Below are 18453 nucleotides of genomic sequence, written 5' to 3'. Positions count from 1 at the left end.
CGCCGCCTGATGAGGGGCGGGCGCCCGGGTCCGCCGGGTTTGGCGGCGGCGGTGCCGCAGGCGTGCGGCCAACAGCGGCGGCCATGCCGTGGCGGCGGTGTTCCGGGTCATGCACTGCGTTGCCGTCCATAAAGCGGCCGGTCAAGCGGCCGCCACTACAATTCGCCTATGAATACCCCTGAAAACTCCAGTCTCGGCCGCGAGGTCGATTACCCGGCCCACTACGATGCCGGCCTGCTGTTCCCGATTCCGCGCGTAGCCGCACGCCGGGAGATCGGCATCGACGGCGCCGTGCTGCCGTTTGTCGGCCATGACCGCTGGCATGCCTATGAACTGGGATGGCTGGATGCGCGCGGCAAACCCTGCGTGGCCACGGCGACGCTGCGGGTGCCATGCGATTCGCCCAACCTGATCGAATCCAAGTCGCTCAAGCTCTATCTCAACTCGCTCAACGCGGCCCGTTTCAACCGTCCCGATGCGGTGCGTGAGCGCATTGCCGTGGATCTGTCCGCCCGTGCCGGCGCCGATGTGCAGGTGGACTTCGGGTTGCCGCCACTCGATGGCCTGATCGACGGCGACAGCATCGACCTGCTCGATGTGGAGATCGACTGCTACGGGCCGCCGCAGGCGGATTTCCTGCGCGCCGACGCCAGTGACATCGTCAGCGAAACCCTGGTCTCGGCGTTGCTCAAGTCCAATTGTCCGGTCACCGGCCAGCCGGACTGGGCCAGCGTCAGCGTGCAGTACCGCGGCCCGCGGATCGACCGCGAAGGACTGCTGCGCTATCTGGTCAGTTACCGTGACCACGCCGAATTCCACGAACAATGCGTGGAGCGTATTTTTCTCGATGTGATGCGCTGCTGCCAGACGCAATCGCTGCTGGTCGAGGCGCGCTATACCCGTCGCGGCGGGCTGGATATCAATCCGCGTCGCGCCACCGCCGACCTCGGCGCGGGACCGGCCCCTCACCGGGATCTGCGCCAGTAATCCGTGGCGGTGAATGGGTAAGTCCGCTTCACGCCGGGCAGATGCCGGCTTAACAAGTGCTGTGCCACCTTGGTGATCAGACAAGGAGGAGCAACTTGGATGAGCAGCAACGAAAAGCAGGCTGATTTTTCCGGGGTGACCAGCAAGGTGGACAGCACGGCGCAGGTCACGCCGGAAGCGGATTTCTCCGGGGTCACCGCCAACGTGGACAGCACCGCCCAAGTAGCAGGCGACCGGCATTACACGGTGCAGAAAGGTGACTCGCTGTCGAAAATTGCCAAGCAGTATCTGGGCGACAGCAATGCCTGGAAACATATTTTCGATGCCAATCGCGATGTGCTGGAGGACCCGGACAAGATCCTGCCCGGGCAAACCCTGCGGCTTCCCTCAGCCTGGCGCTGAGCCCACTTTCTATCCCTGATCCTGTTCCGGGAGGAACACTTATGAAGAAGACCTCTATCAGCAGTGCCGTGGTGATCGCGTTGGCCAGTGCGCTGGCGTTGGCCGGCTGCAAAAAGCACGAAGAGACCGTGGTGGAGACCACGCCGCCGATGACCGAGCCGGCCCCGGCAGCGCCGGTGAATGAGCCGATGACCCCGGCCGAGCCGGCAGTGACGGTCAGTGCGGTGACGGTGGGCAACACGGCGGCCGCCGACAAGGCGGTGATGCCGATGGCGATGTTCAGTCCCAAGGACAAGATCATTGTCTCGGTAAAAACCGAGGGCGCCGCAAACGATGTCAAGGTCGATGCCAAGCTCAGTTATCAGGATGGCCAGGTGGCCGGTGAGCAAAGTGCCATGCTGACCACCAGCGGTCCGGAAACCACCAATATCGAGTTCAGCAATCCCAAGGGCTGGCCGGCAGGCAAGTACACCGCCGACGTCATGGTGGACGGCAAGAGTGTGAACATGCCGCACGAATTCGAAGTGAAGTAGGGCAAGGCAAGGTTTGCCTCTGCCGACTCTCTCCCGGCAGGGGACTCCGATGGGCGCAGCCACGCGGCTGCGCCCTTTTTTGTCACCGGTCACCGCCGCGGCACCGGTCACATCCAGGCCGGCGCACGCGCTGCAAAGGTGCATCTGCGGGCACCGCTGCGACCGCGACGGGCTGGCGTCGGCAACACCCGCGCAAGCCTCCCGGGCGCAGCACTCCAATACCTTCACGTATGGCATCGCTTTGCTCAGCCGCGGTGAAAACGCGACAATGCAGGCCTGTTTGCATGCGACGGTCCTGCCGGATTGGCGCTGCGGATATCCCGGCGGGCAGCCGATGGTGGCCCGCCGGCTCAACCGGTCCAACCCCCCTTGTCCCGCCCCGCGTCAGCACGAGAGCCCAGTCCCCCATGTCGAACACGCCGAAGATCATCTACACGCTTACCGATGAAGCCCCGTTCCTGGCGACGCAGTCGTTGCTGCCGATCATCGATGCCTACACCGCGACTGCCGGCATTGCGGTGGAGACCCGCGATATCTCGCTGTCGGCCCGCATCCTGTCGCAGTTCCCCGACTACCTGGAGGACGGGCAGCAGGTAGCCGATCACCTGGCCGAACTGGGCGCACTGGCGACCGCGCCGGAAGCCAACATCATCAAGCTGCCCAACATCAGCGCCTCGGTGCCGCAGCTCAAGGCCGCGATCAGCGAACTGCAGGACCAGGGGTTCGCGCTGCCGAACTATCCGGACGTGCCCAGCGACGACGTCTCGCGCGACATCAAGGCGCGCTATGACAAGGTCAAGGGCAGTGCCGTCAACCCGGTGTTGCGCGAAGGCAACTCCGATCGCCGCGCGCCGCTGTCGGTCAAGAACTATGCGCGCAAGCATCCGCATCGCATGGGCGCCTGGGCGGCCGATTCGAAGTCGCATGTCGCGCATATGGACAGCGGGGATTTCTACGGCAGCGAGCAGTCGGCCACGCTGGTCACGGCCGGCACGCTGAAGATCGAACTGCAGCAGGCCGATGGCAAGACCGTCGTGCTGAAGGAAAAGACCGCGGTCAAGGCCGCTGAAATCGTCGATGCCTCGGTGATGAGCCGCAGGGCGCTGGCAACCTTCATCGATGCCCAGCTTGCCGATGCCCAGGCCAAGGGCGTGCTGTTCTCGCTGCACCTGAAGGCGACGATGATGAAGGTCTCCGACCCGATCATGTTCGGCGTGGTCGTCGGCGAGTTCTACAAGGACGTGCTGGCCAAGCATGCCGACGTGCTCAAGCAGGCCGGCTTCGATCCCAACAACGGCATCGGCGATCTGTACGCACGCCTGCCGCAGCTGCCCGAAACGGTCCAGGCCGCGATCAAGGCCGACCTGGCCGCCGAGTACGGCCAGCGTCCGGCCTTGGCGATGGTCAATTCCGACAAGGGCATCACCAACCTGCACGTGCCCAGCGACGTGATCGTCGACGCCTCGATGCCGGCGATGATCCGCGACTCGGGCAAGATGTGGAACGCCGACGGCAAGTTGCAGGACACCAAGGCGGTGATCCCGGACCGCTGCTATGCCGGCGTCTACCAGGCGGTAATCGACGACTGCCGCACACACGGCGCGTTCGATCCGGCGACCATGGGCTCGGTGCCCAACGTCGGGCTGATGGCGCAGAAGGCCGAGGAATACGGCTCGCACGACAAGACCTTCCAGATTCCGGCCAACGGTACCGTACGCGTCACCGACGACGCCGGCAGCGTGGTGTTCGAGCACGCCGTGGAAGCCGGCGATATCTGGCGCATGTGCCAGACCAAGGACGCCCCGATCCAGGACTGGGTCAAACTGGCGGTCAACCGCGCGCGCCTGAGCGGCACCCCGGCGGTGTTCTGGCTGGATGCCAACCGCGCCCACGACGCGCAGGTGATCGCCAAGGTCCAGACCTATCTGAAGGACCACGACACGTCCGGGCTGGATATCCGCATCCTCGACCCGGTGGCGGCCACGGTGTTTTCGCTGGCGCGCATCCGCAAGGGCCAGGACACCATCTCGGTGACCGGCAACGTGCTGCGTGACTACCTGACCGATCTGTTCCCGATCATGGAGCTGGGCACCAGTGCCAAGATGCTCTCGATCGTGCCGCTGATGGCCGGCGGTGGCCTGTTCGAGACCGGTGCCGGCGGGTCGGCGCCCAAGCACGTGGAACAGTTCGTGGAAGAGGATTACCTGCGCTGGGATTCGCTGGGCGAGTTCCTGGCGCTGGCCGCCTCGTTGGAGCACCTGTCCCAGCGCTACGGCAACCAGTCGGCCGGCGTGCTGGCCAAGGCGCTGGACCAGGCCAACGGCGTGTTCCTGGACAACGACAAGTCGCCCTCGCGCAAGCTCGGCGGCATCGACAACCGCGGCAGCCATTTCTACCTGGCCATGTACTGGGCACAGGCGCTGGCGGCGCAGGATGAGGATGCCGCGCTGAAGGCCAGGTTTGCCCCGCTGGCACAGGCGTTGGCCGCGAACGAGACGGCGATTGTCGATGAGCTGGCCGCGGTGCAGGGCAAGGCCGTGGATATCGGCGGCTACTACCGTCCGGACGTCGAAAAAGTCGCCCAGGCCATGCGCCCGAGCGCGACCTTCAACCGCACCCTGGCCGCGCTGCAAGGCTGATCGGCGGCGGGCGCGCGCCTGCAATGGCACGTGTCCTGGCCGTGGACGGCGATTTTCCCGAAACCCGTGTCGCCAAGGCGATGCGGGTTTTTTCGTGGGCGATGGCGCGGCCTGGCGCGCCGGCGTGCGCCGCCGCGCCCGCTGCCGTAGGGTGGGGGCCGGACCGTTCCGGATCGATGCCATGGCGCTGCCGATGTGTTCCCGCCGTTTTCCGCCGTACCTGCACACGGTGACGCGATGAGTGCCGCGCCGGTGGCGCCGGGTGGGCCGGAGGTCTGTGAGGCGCGGAAGGTGGCGGCCTGCATCCGCGACGGGTTCGAGGACTACCACGCCCGGTTTGCCGCGATCACCGCCCGGGCACGGCTGCGGTTTGAGCAGGGCGACGGGGCGGCCATGCGCGAAGACGCGGTCGAGCGGATCGGGCTGTACGACCTGTGCATCGGCCAGTGCATGGAGCGCCTGCAGGCGATCGCGCCGGCGGGCGGCCACCGGCGGACGACGTGGCGACAGGTGCGCCAGGCGTTCGCGCAAATGATCGCCGGCCTGATCGACTGCGAGCTGTACAAGACGTTCTACAACACCCTGACCCGGCGCCTGTTCGCCACCCGTGGGGTCGACCCGGCGATCGAATTCATCGCGATGGACATCGAACCCTCCGATGCGATCACCCACCCGGTGGCCCGGCACAGCTATGCGGTGTCGGAAACCCATCCGGCCGCCGCGTTCATGCGGGTGCTGGGCGACTACCACTTCGATGTGCCATATGCCCACCAGTTGCGCTGTGCGGCGGCCATCGCGGTGCGCCTGCAGGATGATCTGGCGCACTGGGGCGCGCATCCGGTGCGTGCCATCGAACTGCTGGAAACGGTGTTCTACCGCGAGCGCCGCGCCTATCTGGTCGGGCGGGTGTTCGGCGAGCACCGGTTCTCGCCGTGCGTGATCGCACTGGTGAAGGATGGCCACGGTCTGCGGGTCGATGCGGTGCTGAGCGCGCGCCGCGACGTGGCCCACCTGTTCGGCGTCTCGCGCAGCTATTTCCATGCGGATCTGGCCACGGTGGGGGATGCGGTGGTGTTCCTGCGCAGCCTCCTGCCGGGCAAGCCGATTGACGAGATCTACACCGTGCTGGGTCGCGCCAAACAGGGCAAGACCGAACGCTTCCGCACTTTCCAGCGCCACTTCCAGCTGCACTGCAACGAATTGTTGGGACCGGCCGAAGGCACGCCGGGAATGGTGATGACGGTGTTCACCCTGCCCAGCTATCCGCTGGTGTTCAAGCTGATCCGTGACCGCTTCGCCTGGCCCAAGACAATGACGCGGCAGGCGGTGGAGGACAAGTACGCGCTGGTGTTCAACCTGGACCGTATCGGCCGCCTGCTTGACGCCCAGCAGTACCGCCATCTGCGCTTTCCCGCATCGCGGTTTTCCCCGGCGCTGCTGGCCGAGCTGCTGGAAAGCTGCAGCCTCAGCGTCCACCGTGACGGCGACGACGTGGTGATCACGCTGTGCTATGTGCAGCGCCGCTTCCGCCCGTTGAACCTGTACCTGCGCGAGCAGGGTGCGGCGGCGGCCAAGGCGGCCGCACTGGACTACGCCCAGGCCATCCGCGATCTGGCCTGCAACAACATCTGTCCCGGCGACATGCTGCTGAAGAACTTCGGCGTCTCGCGCCACGGTCGCGCGGTGTTCTACGACTATGACGAGCTGTGCCGGGTCACCGAGTGCAATTTCCGCCACTGGCCGGCGCCGCGCAACGCGGAGGAGGCGATGGCGGCCGAGCCCTGGTTCCATATCGCAGCCAATGACGTGTTCCCCGAGCGCTTCCCGTTGTTCATGGGCCTGCGCGCCGAGCAGCTGGCGGCGGTGACCGAAGCCCATGGCGTGCTGTTCGATCCGCGCTGGTGGCAGGCGTTGCAGGCGGCGTTCCGGCGCGGGGAATTTGCCGATATCCCGCCTTATCCGCGGACCGCGCAGCTGGCGTGAAGCGTCATCATTGCCGCGACTTTCGAAACCGGGTGTAATCGGTGGCCATCAACCTCAAGGAGTGTGGTCATGATGAAGCGGCTAAGGGTGATGATCGCGGGCGTTGTGCTGTTGACCGCCATGCCGACCCTGGTAGCGGCCGCGGGCGCCGGCCCGCGAGCGGTTCGCCAGAAGGTGGAAAGCAGCATGCTGGTCCGCGGGAATCTGCAGATCGGGAAGAACGGTTCGGTCGCCGGCCTGGATTTCCACCGGGAAGACAAGCTCCCGGCCGGCGTAGTGGCGCTGGTGCGGGACGCGGTGAAGCACTGGCGTTTCGAGCCGGTGCGGGTGGAAGGGCAGGTGGTCGATGCCATCGCACCGATGAGCTTGCGCGTCGTGGCCAGGAAAGCCGAAGGGGACAGCTACGAGATCGGCCTGCGCGGGGTGAGCTTCGACCAGTACGACTCGAAGGACCTGCAGAACGTGGCCAGCATCGACATGAAGCCACCCCGGTATCCCGAGCAGGCGTTCCGCGTTGGCGCCAGTGGCACCGTCTACCTGGTGGCGAAGGTCGGACGCGATGGCAAGGTGGAGGATGCCTTTGCCGAACAGGTGAACCTGCGCGTGATCAGCAGCGAGCCCGAACAGCGCAGACTCCGCGACGTGTTGGCGCGCAGCGCCTTGGCCGCCGCGCGGCAATGGACGTTCCGCGTGCCCAGCGAGGGTGAGACCGCGTCGCAGCCTTTCTGGAGTGTGCGGATTCCCGTCAACTACAGTCTTGAATCGCAACCCGTCGGACCCCGGCAGGATGACTATGGGCGCTGGATCAGTTACGTGCCGGGCCCGCGCGAGCGCGCGCCATGGCGTGATGACCGGCAGGAGCAGGGGTTCTCTCCGGACACGCTGGATGAGGGCGGCGTGTACATGGCCGACAGCAAGGGGCCGCGTCTGCTGACACCGTTGCAGGGCAGTTGATCCGCCAGCCGCAGGCCGGCCGCGCGCCGGCAGTTGCAACCGTCGCGCCTGGAACAGCCGGCAAAGAGAAAAGCCCCGCAAAGCGGGGCTTTTCATGTTCCGGCCGATTCCGTTTCCGCAATCAGCGCTTCATCGAGCCGAAGAACTCGTCGTTGGACTTGGTGTTCTTCATCTTGTCCAGCAGGAATTCCATCGCCGCGATCTCATCCATCGGATGCAGCAGCTTGCGCAGGATCCAGATCTTCTGCAGCAGCTCCGGTTCGATCAGCAGGTCTTCGCGGCGGGTGCCGGAACGGTTGATGTCGATGGCCGGATACACGCGCTTCTCGGCGATGCGACGGTTCAGGTGCACTTCGCTGTTGCCGGTGCCCTTGAACTCCTCGTAGATCACCTCGTCCATCTTCGAGCCGGTTTCCACCAGCGCGGTGGCGATGATGGTCAGCGAGCCGCCTTCCTCGACGTTGCGCGCGGCACCGAAGAACCGCTTCGGACGGTGCAGGGCGTTGGCGTCGACGCCGCCGGTCAGCACCTTGCCGGAGCTGGGCACCACGTTGTTGTAGGCGCGGGCCAGACGGGTGATCGAGTCGAGCAGGATCACCACGTCCTTCTTGTGCTCGACCAGGCGCTTGGCGCGCTCGATCACCATTTCGGCAACCTGCACGTGGCGCGCGGCCGGCTCGTCGAAGGTCGAGGAGACCACTTCGCCGCGCACCGTGCGCTGCATTTCGGTCACTTCTTCCGGGCGCTCATCCACCAGCAGCACGATCATGTGCACTTCGGGATGGTTGGTGGTGATGGCCGTGGCCACCTGCTGCATCAGCATCGTCTTGCCGGCCTTCGGCGGCGAGACGATCAGGGCGCGCTGGCCCTTGCCCTGCGGCGCCATCAGGTCGAGGATGCGGCCGGTGATGTCTTCCGACGACCCGTTGCCGCGTTCCAGGGTGAAGCGCTTGCGCGGGAACAGCGGCGTCAGGTTCTCGAACAGCACTTTGTTCTTCGAGGCTTCGATCGGTTCACCGTTGATGGTGTCGACGATGTTCAGCGCGAAGTAGCGTTCGCCATCCTTGGGAAAACGGATGCGGCCGGAAATATGGTCACCGGTGCGCAGGTTGAAACGGCGGATCTGGCTGGGCGAAATGTAGGTGTCGTCCGGGCCGGCCAGATAACTGGCCTCGGCCGCACGCAGGAAACCGAAGCCGTCGGGCAGGATTTCCAGTACGCCGTCGGCGGCGACGCCTTCGCCGTGGCGGGTCAGCACCTTGAGCAGGGCGAAGATCACGTCCTGTTTGCGGGCGCGGGCCACGCCTTCGGAAATCTGCAGCTGCTCGGCCACTTCCAGCAGCTTGTGCGCCGGCATCCGCTTGAGGTCGCTCAGCGAATAGATCGGGAAGCCTTCCGGCACGTTCAGCTGCGGACGCGGCGTGTGGTGTTGCTCGTTGCCGCCGTCATTGGGCATGCCGTTGTCATCGCGCGGGCGGTTGCGGTCACGGTCGCGACGGTTGCGGAAACGGTCACGGCGGTTGTTGCCCTGCCCTTGACCGTGGCCCTGCTGGCCGTGGCGCTGGGACGGGTCGTGCTCACTGGACTCGCCGGATTCGCCGCCGCCCGGGGCATTGTGCGCGTTCGGGTGCTGGCGGTCGGCAGGCGCGGCAGCGGGCGCCGCCGGGACGGAGGAGGATGCTTCCGCCATGGGCGTGGCCGTGGGCAGCGGCAACGACGGCTGTGCCGGCGCGGGCGCAGCCGCGGGGGTGTTGGTGTCGACGGTTTCGGCCGTTTTGCTGACGCGCGGCTTGCGCACGCGCTTCTCGGCGGGCGCGTCGGCGCTCCCGGTTTCGGAAGGAGTATTCTCGGACAAGTGCGTGATTCCTCGCTAAGAGGTGCGAGCGCCCTGCAGGGCGGCGAACTGGTTGGGGAAGGTCTAGAAGAGAGTTCTTCTAGCGGGTGCGGCGCGTGTTTACCGCCGGATGCATCGACACTAACACCGGCACGCCGTACCGCGCAAGCGGCGGCGGCGGCCTGTTGGGGCGGCCGCAGGGCCGCCCTTCTGCGTGGCGGCCGGGCCGCCGGGCGGTCAGTCCGCCAGGACCTTGTCGATCATCTGCGCCAGCTGGCCTTTGCCAACCGCGCCGATCTGGGTCGCCTGGATCTGGCCGTCCTTGAACAGCAGCAGCATCGGGATCGAGCGCACGTGGTACTTCACCGCGGTGGCACGGTTTTCGTCCACATTCACCTTGGCGATCTTCAATTTGCCGTCGTAGGCGTCGGCCAGCTCGTCCAGCACCGGTGAGATCATCTTGCACGGGCCACACCATTCAGCCCAGAAATCCACCAGCACCGGTTCGCCCGATTGCAGGACAATGTTCTCGAAATCGGCATCGCCGACGTGTAAAACCTTATCGTTCACGTGTGAATCTCCTGGGGTAATGCGACTGCCCATGCCGGGTTGGTCGCCGCATTGCGGTAAAGTGGGGACATTGCGCGAACAGGATGGGCCCAAGCCCGACGTCGCGTGACCCGGCGCAGGGGCCGCAGTGTGCGACGGTGCCCGAAACGATGCAAGCTGCCCCGTAACCTCTGGCGGGTCGGCCCTACCAAGACGGAATAATGAGCGACAAACCGCTGACCGATGTAACTTTTTCCTCCTTCGACCTGCAGCCGGCGCTTCTGGCCGGGCTTGAAGGGGCCGGTTTCACCCGCTGTACGCCAATCCAGGCACTGACCCTGCCGGTGGCCTTGCCCGGCGGCGACGTCGCCGGCCAGGCGCAGACCGGTACCGGCAAGACCCTGGCGTTTCTGGTGGCGACCTTCAACCGGCTGCTGACGCGCCCGGCACTGGCCGATCGCAAGCCCGAAGACCCGCGTGCACTGATCCTGGCGCCGACCCGCGAACTGGCGATCCAGATCCACAAGGATGCGGTCAAGTTCGGCTCCGATCTGGGCCTGCGTTTTGCGCTGGTCTACGGCGGTGTCGACTACGACAAGCAGCGCGAACTGCTGCAGCAGGGCGTGGATGTGATCATCGCCACGCCCGGCCGCCTGATCGACTACGTCAAGCAGCACAAGGTGGTGTCCCTGCACGCCTGTGAGGTCTGCGTGCTGGACGAGGCCGACCGCATGTTCGATCTGGGCTTCATCAAGGACATCCGTTTCCTGCTGCGGCGCATGCCCGAGCGCACCGTCCGCCAGACGCTGCTGTTCAGCGCCACGCTCAGCCATCGCGTGCTGGAGCTGGCCTACGACTACATGAACGAGCCGCAGAAGCTGGTGGTGGAGACCGAGCACATCATCGCCGCCCGCGTGCGCCAGCGCATCTATTTTCCGGCCGACGAAGAGAAGCTGCCGTTGCTGCTCGGCCTGCTGTCGCGCAGCGAAGGCGCGCGGACCATGGTCTTCGTCAATACCAAGGTATTCGTCGAACGTGTGGCGCGCGCGCTGGAAAGGGCCGGCTACCGCGTCGGCGTGCTGTCCGGTGACGTGCCGCAGAAGAAGCGCGAGAGCCTGCTCAAGCGTTTCCAGGCCGGCCAGCTGGAAGTGCTGGTGGCCACCGATGTGGCTGCCCGCGGCCTGCATATCGACGGCATCAAGTACGTCTACAACTACGATCTGCCGTTCGACGCCGAAGACTACGTGCACCGGATTGGCCGGACCGCGCGTCTGGGCGAAGAGGGTGATGCGATCAGTTTCGCCTGTGAGCGCTATGCGATGGGCCTGCCGGATATCGAGGCCTATATCGAGCAGAAAATTCCGGTGGAACCGGTCACCGCCGAGCTGCTGACCTCGTTGCCGCGTGCGGCGCGTGAGCCGCTGCCGGAAGGCGAGGCCGAGGAAAGCGTGGGTGAGATCTTCCGCGAGGCGCGCGAACAGCGTGCGGCCGAGGAACAGCGCCGGGGCGGTGCCCGCAGTGGCAAACCGGGCGCTGGCAGTGGCGGTGAGCGTCGCGGCGCGGATGGCAAGCCGCGTCCGCCGCGCAAGCCGCGGGTGGAAAAGGACGCGCCCGCCAAGGCGGTCGATACGCCAGTGGTGGCTGCAGCGGCCGTGCCGGCCGCCGCGGAAAAATCGCCGCCGGCGGCAGTCGAAGGCGAGCGCGCCCCGCGCAAGCGTCGTCGCCGTCGTCATGGACGGCCGTTGGAAGGAGCCGAGGCCGCGGTGGCGAATACGCCGTCGGCACCGGTGCAGGTGCCGGCAACGCCGGTGCGCAGTGCCAGGAACGACAACGATTCATTCCTGACCAAGCTGGGTCGAAAGATCCGCCGGATGCTGTCCAGCGACTGATCTTCCGGCTGCCTGCGTCGCGTCCGTTCATGGACGCGGCGCAGTCGGCTCGCGCTCCGGCATAATCGACGCATGAGCGTTCTGCGTTTTGACAATGTCAGCAAACAATATGCGGGCGGCCACCAGGCGCTGGTGGACGTCAGCTTCGAGGTGGCGGCCGGCGAAATGCTGTTCGTCACCGGGCATTCCGGCGCCGGCAAGAGCACCTTGCTCAAACTCATCCATCTCAGCGAGCGGCCTTCGCGTGGCACGGTGGTGTTTGCCGAGCGCAATCTGCTGAAGGTGCGCGGCAGCCGCGTGGCCCTGCACCGGCGCGACGTCGGTGCGGTGTATCAGGATCACCGCCTGCTGATGGACCGCAGCATCGGCGAAAATGTCGCGTTGCCGCTGATCCTGCGCGGCGACCGCCGTGCGGAAACCGGCAAGCGTGTGCGTACCGTGCTGGAGCGGATGGGCCTGGGTCATCGCGAAAAAGCCTTGCCGTCGGAACTCTCGGCCGGGGAGCAGCAGCGCGTGGGCATTGCCCGCGCCATCGTCGCCGGGCCGAAGCTGCTGGTGGCCGACGAACCCACCGGCAACCTCGATCCGACGCTGGCGGCGGAAATCATGGCGCTGTTTGCCGAGCTGCCCGGGCGCGGCACCAGTGTGCTGGTGGTCAGCCACGATCTGCCGCTGCTCAAACACATGCGCAAACGGGTGCTGATCCTCGATCACGGCCGTCTGGTCGATGACATCTCGCCGCAGGATCTGGCCGAATGAGCACACCCCTCAATAGCGCCGCCGCGGTGCCCTCGCGTCTGGGGGTGTGGTTGAGCCACCACCTGCACAGCATTGTCTTCAGCCTCGGGCGTGCATCGCGCAAGCCGTGGGCGACGTTGTTGACGGTGGCGGTGATGGCGCTGGCGCTGGCCTTGCCGCTGGGGCTGTCGATCGCACTGGACAACCTCAAGCACTTTGCCGGCAGCGTGCAGCAGTCGCGCGACATCAACCTGTTCCTGAAACCGGAAATCGATGCGGTCACGGCCGCGGCGGTGGCCGCCACCCTGCGCGAACGTGGCGATGTCGCCGCGGTGACGCTGAAGACGCCGGACGAAGGCCTGGCCGACCTGCGGCAGAACGCCGGGCTGGGCGAGGCGATCGATGCGCTGGGGGAAAACCCGTTGCCGACGCTGCTGGTCGTCACCCCGGCACTGGCCGACGACGCGCGCCTGGCCACCTCGCTCGAAGCGCTGCCGCAGGCCGATCTGGTGCAGCACGATGCGCTGTGGCGGCAACGGCTGGATGGCTGGCTGAATTTCGGCTCGCGGCTGGTGCAGGTGTTGTCGGTGCTGCTGGGGCTGGGCGCGGTGCTGGTGGTAGGCAATACCGTGCGCCTGGATATCCAGGCCCGGCGCGAGGAAATCGGGGTGCTGCAGCTGCTGGGCGCCAGTGACGGCTTCATCCGCCGGCCATTCGTGTATCTGGGCGCGTGGTACGGCCTGGCGGCCGGGGCGCTGGCCCTGGCGTTGATCGGGATTTCGGGGTGGGCGTTGCGGCCGCCGTTGACCGCGCTCTCGCACAGCTACGGCAGCCCGTTCGTGTTGCAGGGGCTGGATGCGCTGCATTCGGCCATGGTGTTGCTGGGCACGCTGGTTCTGGGCTGGCTGGGGGCGTGGCTGGTGACCGGACACTTCCTGAGGCAGACTCGCCCGACTGAAACCTGAGGCCCGCATGCCCAAGCACGAACTCAAGCATCTGATCAGCGACGCCCCCCGGGTGATGGTGGTCGATGGCTCCAAACTGGTACGGCGGCTGATCGCCGATGTGCTGCATCGCGAGCTGCCGGATGTGGAGGTGGTCGGCTGCGCCAGCATTGAAGAGGCACGCGCGGCGCTGGAGGCGGGTCCGGTCAACCTGGTCACCACCTCGTTGGCGCTGCCCGATGGGGACGGCCTGGCCTTGGCGCGCAGCGTGCGCGAAGCGGCCGGGCAGGCGTACGTGCCGGTGATCGTGGTCTCCGGCGACGCCCAGCAGCATCTGGAACAGCGCCGCTTCACCGAATTCGTCACCGACTATTTCGACAAGTCGCTCGGCCACGAAGCGCTCGCCACCTTCATTCGCGGTTATGTGCAGCCGGTGCCGATCCCCGGGGCGACCATCCTGTATGTCGAGGACAGCCGCGTGGTGGCCGAGGCGACCAAGCGCATGCTTGAACGGCAGGACCTGCAGGTGGTGCATGTGCTGACCGCCGAGGACGCCTTTGCCCTGCTCACCGCCGAATCGCTGGGCCGCACCACCCGCCGCATCGACCTGGTGTTGACCGACGTCACCCTCAAGGGCGAACTCAGCGGGCTGGACGTGGTCGAGCGGGTACGCATCGACTTCGGCTACGGCAAGCGCCGCATGCCGGTGCTGGTGATGACCGGCGACACCAACCCGCACAACCAGTCCGGGCTGCTGCAGGCTGGCGCCAACGATCTGGTGCAAAAGCCGATCGAGGAACGCCTGCTGGTGACCAAGGTGCTGTTCCAGCTGCGGCTGGCGCGCCTGGCGCAGCCGGCCGTGACGCTGTGAGCGAAGCCACCAGCGCGCCACAGATCCAGCTCGAACCCGGGTGGAAGGCGCAGGTCGGCGATTGGCTGCGGCGTCCGGAGATGCGCGCGCTGTCGGCCTTCCTGCGCCAGCGCAAGGCCGCCGGGGTGCGTGTGTTCCCGCCCGGGCCGCAGATATTTGCCGCCTTTGCGGCCACCCCGTTCGACCAGGTCAAAGTGGTGGTGCTGGGGCAGGACCCGTATCACGGCTACGGCCAGGCCCACGGGCTAAGTTTTTCGGTGATGCCGGGGGTGCCGATCCCGCCGTCGCTGTTGAACATCTACAAGGAACTGGAAGCCGATCTGGGCATTCCGCGGGCCGACCACGGCTGTCTGCTGCCGTGGGCACGACAGGGCGTGCTGCTGCTCAATGCGGTGCTCACGGTCGAGGAAGGCAAGCCCGGCTCGCACCAGGGCAAGGGCTGGGAAGGCTTCACCGACCACGTCATCGCGACCCTCAACCGCGAGCGCGAGGGGCTGGTGTTCCTGCTCTGGGGCGCCTACGCCCAACGCAAGGGCAAGGTCATCGACACCGGCCGCCATCGCGTGCTCAAAGCGCCGCATCCCTCGCCGCTGTCGGCGCATCGGGGCTTTCTCGGCTGCCGGCACTTCTCGGCCACCAATGCCTACCTGGCCCGACGCGGACTGACGGCGATCGACTGGCGGCTGCCCTCGCGCGCGATGCTCGATGCCGAACCCGCTGCGGGCTGAATGGCGGAACGGCTGACACACGCCGGTAATGCGGCATTTGCTACGTTGCCCGGCAAATTTGCTATGTTCTGTTTCCGGCATATTTTTTTTGTTAACTCGCGATTGAGTTCAAATTCAGAACGCTGGAACTTTTTCTGTACCCAGCAGTCCAATAGTCCGACTGCTAAGATGAGGTCCTATGAGCCAGAACACCTCTACTGCCCTGGTGGCAAACAATCTTCCGACTCTCAGCCCGATTGGTTCGCTGGACGCCTATATCGGTGCCGTGCACCAGATTCCGGTGCTGTCGGTGGAAAACGAACAGGAGTTGGCCCGCCGTTTCCGTGACGGCCAGGATCTGGACGCCGCGCGCGAGCTGGTCCATTCGCACCTGCGGTTCGTGGTGCACGTGGCCCGTGGCTACAACGGCTATGGCCTGCAGCTGGGCGATCTGATCCAGGAAGGCAACATCGGCCTGATGAAGGCGGTCAAGCGCTTCGACCCGGACATGGGCGTGCGTCTGGTCAGCTTTGCCGTGCACTGGATCCGTGCCGAGATGCATGAGTTCATCCTCAAGAACTGGCGCATCGTCAAGGTCGCCACGACCAAGGCGCAGCGCAAGCTGTTCTTCAACCTGCGCCGGTCCAAGACGCGTCTGGGCTGGTTGAACGCGGCCGAAGTCCGCGCCGTGGCCAAGGACCTGAACGTGTCCGAGCGCGAGGTGCTGGAGATGGAATCGCGACTGTCCGGCCGCGATATCGGCTTCGATGCGCCTTCGGACGAAGACAACGACCATGCGCCGCCGGCGCCGGCCGCCTATCTGGTCGCCCGTGAGGAAGATCCGTCGCAGGCCTACGAGCGGGCCGACAGCGAGGACAACAAGCTGCAGCTGCTGCGGGCGGGGCTGGCCGGGTTGGACAAGCGTTCGCGCGACATCATCAGCCGTCGCTGGCTGGACGCCGACAGCAAGGTCACGCTGCAGGAGCTGGCCGACGAATACGGCGTGTCGGCCGAGCGTATCCGCCAGGTCGAAGCCAACGCGCTGAAGAAGATGAAGGCGCTGTTCACCGCCTGAGCGCGGTGACCGCTGGTGCAGGCAAAGGCCCGGTCATGCCGGGCCTTTTGCGTTTTCCGAGACTAATCGGCGGACGGATCCGGGTCGCGCGGGCGCGGATCGCCAAGGATGATGCGGGCGCTGCGCTGGTAGCTCCAGTACGCCACGGCCCAGTTCAGCAGCACCACCACGCGGTTGCGGAAGCCGATCAGGAAGAACACGTGCGCGGCCAGCCAGAACCACCACGCCAGCACCCCGGAAAGCTTGAGCTTGCCCAGATGCACGATTGCGGCCACGCGTCCGATCGTGGCCAGGTTGCCGAAGTCGCGGTAGACAAACGCGCCCGGTGACGCCTTCCCGCCCAGGCGTGCGGCGATGATCGCCGCGACATGGTTGCCCATCTGCTTGGCCGCCGGCGCCACGCCGGGCACCGGCTGACCGTTGACCTGTCGCACTGCCGCCAGATCGCCGGCGACGAAGATCTCCGGACAACCGGGCACGGTGAGGTCCGGCTCGACCTGCACGCGCCCGGCGCGATCCAGCGGTGTGTCCAGGGTGCGCCCCAACGGCGATGCGGCCACGCCCGCGGCCCAGACCACGGTGCGGGCGGCAACGAAGCGCTCGCCCAGCTGGAACCCCTCGCCATCGATGGCGGTGACAGCCTGGCCGGTCAGCACCTCCACCCCCAGCCGCTGCAGCTGGCGCCGCGCCTTGAGCGACAGCACCGCCGGAAAACCGGCCAGCACCCGCGGGCCGGCTTCCACCAGCCGCACCTTGGCCGCGGCCGGATCGATATGGCGGAATTCGTTGTGCAGGGTATGGCGCGCGATTTCAGCCAGGGTGCCGGCGAGCTCGACCCCGGTCGGGCCGCCGCCGACGATGGCGAAACTGAGCCAGGCCGCCTGCTTTTCCGGGTCGGGCTCCGTCTCCGCGCGTTCGAAGGCCAGCAGCAGCTTGCGCCGCAGCGCCAGCGCGTCCTCCAGCGACTTCAGTCCGGGGGCGTGGCGGGCCCAGTGGTCATTGCCGAAATAGGCATGGGTGGCGCCGCTGGCGACCAGCAGCAGGTCGTAGCCGAGCACGCCGCCATCATCCAGATGCACCTGGTGCTGCTGTCTGTCGATGCGCAGCGCTTGGCCCAGCCGCACTTCGACATTGTGCTGGCGGCCGAGGATATGCCGCAGCGGCGCGGCGATATCCGGCGCCGACAGCCCCGCGGTGGCAACCTGGTACAGCAGTGGCTGGAACAGATGGTGGTTGCGGCGGTCGATCAGGGTGATGCGCAGCTTCGCCCTGGCCAGCTTGCGGATGGCCCACAAGCCGGCGAAACCGCCGCCGATGACCACCAGCCTGGGAAAGGGTGTCGACGACATGGACAGGCTCCTGGCAGAGGGCGCGCTGGCCCGCATCGCCTTGCGCATCGGCACCGGCATCGGAGCCGGGCATGCGGCAGGGGCGGTTGCGGGAAAGCCACGGCATGCGGCTGATTCTGGCATGGGCCGCGCGCCGGCGTGATACTGCCAGCACCCTCTGTCAGGAAACCGGCCATGACCGACCCGGAAAAGCGGATTGCGCTGCTGATCGACGCCGACAACGCGCCAGCGGCGAAGATCGATGTGGTGCTGGCGGAAGTGGCGCGTTACGGCGTGGCCAATGTGCGCCGCGCCTATGGCAACTGGAAAAGTCCGCACCTGAAGAGCTGGGAGTCGGTGCTGCACGAATACGCGATCCGGCCGATCCAGCAGTTCGCCTACAGCTCGGGCAAGAACGCCTCGGACATGGCGATGGTGATCGACGGCATGGACCTGCTGTATGCGCGCAACCTGGACGGTTTTGCGATTGTCTCCAGCGATGCCGACTTCACCCCGCTGGTGATGCGGCTGCTGACCGACGGGGTCAAGGTGTACGGCTTCGGTCGCGGATTCATATGATCGATGCAACACACGGATAGCTGCATAGGCAGCAGGAGTGTTGCGGATGAAGCGCAGGAAGAGGATCTACTACACGGACACCCAGAAGGCGCTGATGTGGGATCGCTGGCAGCAAGGCGAGTCTTTGCACCAGATCGCGTCCCTGTTTGACCGTCACCACAGCTCAGTGCGGAATATCCTGGCCGAGCATGGCGGCATTCGTCCGCCGGGGCGGCNCGCTGATGTGGGATCGCTGGCAGCAAGGCGAGTCTTTGCACCAGATCGCGTCCCTGTTTGACCGTCACCACAGCTCAGTGCGGAATATCCTGGCCGAGCATGGCGGCATTCGTCCGCCGGGGCGGCGACGATCTCCGAGGGTGCTGAGCCTGGCCGAGCGCGAGGAAATCTCCCGCGGTTTGGCGGCGGGGTGGTCGATCCGTGCGATCGCCACATCGCTGGGGC

16 protein-coding genes and 2 pseudogenes are annotated in these 18453 nt (G+C 66.2%); 15 read left to right on the top strand and 3 right to left on the bottom strand.

Going from position 1 to position 18453, the window contains the following annotated elements; translation table 11 throughout:
* Positions 1-168: 168 nt before the first annotated feature.
* The 6 genes from queF (at position 169) to QZH66_RS13100 (ending at position 7498) form a co-directional block, all read left to right on the top strand.
* Positions 169-987, top strand: coding sequence for an NADPH-dependent 7-cyano-7-deazaguanine reductase QueF (gene queF, locus QZH66_RS13125; RefSeq protein ID WP_305806394.1), 819 nt, complete (start codon positions 169-171; stop codon positions 985-987).
* 99 nt (positions 988-1086) lie between these two features.
* Positions 1087-1389, top strand: coding sequence for a LysM peptidoglycan-binding domain-containing protein (locus tag QZH66_RS13120; RefSeq protein ID WP_305806393.1), 303 nt, complete (start codon positions 1087-1089; stop codon positions 1387-1389).
* 41 nt (positions 1390-1430) lie between these two features.
* Positions 1431-1922, top strand: a complete 492-nt coding sequence (locus QZH66_RS13115) for a hypothetical protein (protein ID WP_305806392.1) — start codon at positions 1431-1433, stop codon at positions 1920-1922.
* Between the two features lie 407 nt (positions 1923-2329).
* Positions 2330-4561: an NADP-dependent isocitrate dehydrogenase gene (locus QZH66_RS13110; protein WP_305806391.1), complete on the top strand. Its 2232-nt coding sequence runs from the start codon at positions 2330-2332 to the stop codon at positions 4559-4561.
* Positions 4562-4798: 237 nt separating this feature from the next.
* Positions 4799-6544, top strand: a complete 1746-nt coding sequence (aceK, locus tag QZH66_RS13105) for a bifunctional isocitrate dehydrogenase kinase/phosphatase (RefSeq protein WP_305806390.1) — start codon at positions 4799-4801, stop codon at positions 6542-6544.
* A 72-nt stretch (positions 6545-6616) separates the two neighbouring features.
* Complete coding sequence (locus tag QZH66_RS13100) at positions 6617-7498, top strand: TonB family protein (RefSeq protein WP_305806389.1); 882 nt, start codon at positions 6617-6619, stop codon at positions 7496-7498.
* Between the two features lie 121 nt (positions 7499-7619).
* Here the strand turns inward: QZH66_RS13100 and rho are convergent, their stop codons facing one another.
* Both rho and trxA read right to left on the bottom strand, forming a co-directional pair.
* Positions 7620-9353 (bottom strand): transcription termination factor Rho, encoded by a 1734-nt coding sequence (gene rho / locus QZH66_RS13095; protein WP_305806388.1) that lies wholly within the window; start codon positions 9351-9353, stop codon positions 7620-7622.
* Positions 9354-9569: 216 nt separating this feature from the next.
* On the bottom strand, positions 9570-9902 hold the full coding sequence (gene trxA / locus QZH66_RS13090; protein WP_305806387.1) for a thioredoxin TrxA: 333 nt from the start codon (positions 9900-9902) through the stop codon (positions 9570-9572).
* 200 nt (positions 9903-10102) lie between these two features.
* On the opposite strand from trxA, the gene rhlB reads away from it, so the two are divergent.
* From rhlB to rpoH, 6 genes are all read left to right on the top strand, one after another.
* A complete protein-coding gene (gene rhlB / locus QZH66_RS13085; RefSeq protein ID WP_305806386.1) occupies positions 10103-11770 on the top strand; it encodes an ATP-dependent RNA helicase RhlB in 1668 nt (555 codons plus the stop codon).
* Positions 11771-11842: 72 nt separating this feature from the next.
* Entirely contained in the window at positions 11843-12529 is a 687-nt protein-coding gene (gene ftsE / locus QZH66_RS13080) for a cell division ATP-binding protein FtsE (RefSeq protein WP_305806385.1), read from the top strand.
* The gene (gene ftsX / locus QZH66_RS13075) at positions 12526-13473 is read left to right on the top strand and encodes a permease-like cell division protein FtsX (protein ID WP_305806384.1); all 948 of its coding nucleotides are present in this window, start codon (positions 12526-12528) and stop codon (positions 13471-13473) included. Before ftsE ends, ftsX begins: the two co-directional genes overlap by 4 nt.
* Before the next feature lie 7 nt (positions 13474-13480).
* On the top strand, positions 13481-14323 hold the full coding sequence (locus QZH66_RS13070; RefSeq protein ID WP_305806383.1) for a response regulator: 843 nt from the start codon (positions 13481-13483) through the stop codon (positions 14321-14323).
* Positions 14320-15051 (top strand): uracil-DNA glycosylase, encoded by a 732-nt coding sequence (gene ung, locus QZH66_RS13065; protein ID WP_305806382.1) that lies wholly within the window; start codon positions 14320-14322, stop codon positions 15049-15051. Before QZH66_RS13070 ends, ung begins: the two co-directional genes overlap by 4 nt.
* A gap of 178 nt (positions 15052-15229) precedes the next feature.
* Positions 15230-16105 carry an RNA polymerase sigma factor RpoH gene (gene rpoH, locus QZH66_RS13060; protein ID WP_305806381.1) on the top strand — a complete coding sequence of 292 codons (876 nt, stop codon included), beginning with the start codon at positions 15230-15232 and terminating at the stop codon, positions 16103-16105.
* A gap of 62 nt (positions 16106-16167) precedes the next feature.
* Here rpoH and QZH66_RS13055 read toward each other — a convergent pair whose 3' ends face one another.
* On the bottom strand, positions 16168-17454 hold the full coding sequence (locus tag QZH66_RS13055; protein WP_305806380.1) for an NAD(P)/FAD-dependent oxidoreductase: 1287 nt from the start codon (positions 17452-17454) through the stop codon (positions 16168-16170).
* Positions 17455-17628: 174 nt separating this feature from the next.
* On the opposite strand from QZH66_RS13055, the pseudogene QZH66_RS13050 reads away from it, so the two are divergent.
* The 3 genes and pseudogenes from QZH66_RS13050 to QZH66_RS13040 form a co-directional block, all read left to right on the top strand.
* Positions 17629-17997 (top strand): annotated as a pseudogene (locus QZH66_RS13050) (NYN domain-containing protein); the annotation flags it as partial.
* 61 nt (positions 17998-18058) lie between these two features.
* A pseudogene (locus QZH66_RS13045) lies at positions 18059-18226 on the top strand (IS30 family transposase); the annotation flags it as partial.
* Positions 18201-18453 (top strand): helix-turn-helix domain-containing protein (locus QZH66_RS13040; RefSeq protein ID WP_305806379.1); only part of this gene is annotated, 253 nt, incomplete at its 3' end. The pseudogene QZH66_RS13045 and the gene QZH66_RS13040, both read left to right, overlap by 26 nt.

The organism is Stenotrophomonas sp. YIM B06876 (assembly GCF_030711595.1).
In the GTDB taxonomy this organism is placed as follows: Bacteria; Pseudomonadota; Gammaproteobacteria; order Xanthomonadales; family Xanthomonadaceae; genus Stenotrophomonas.
This window is presented reverse-complemented; position numbering and strand designations above follow the sequence as displayed.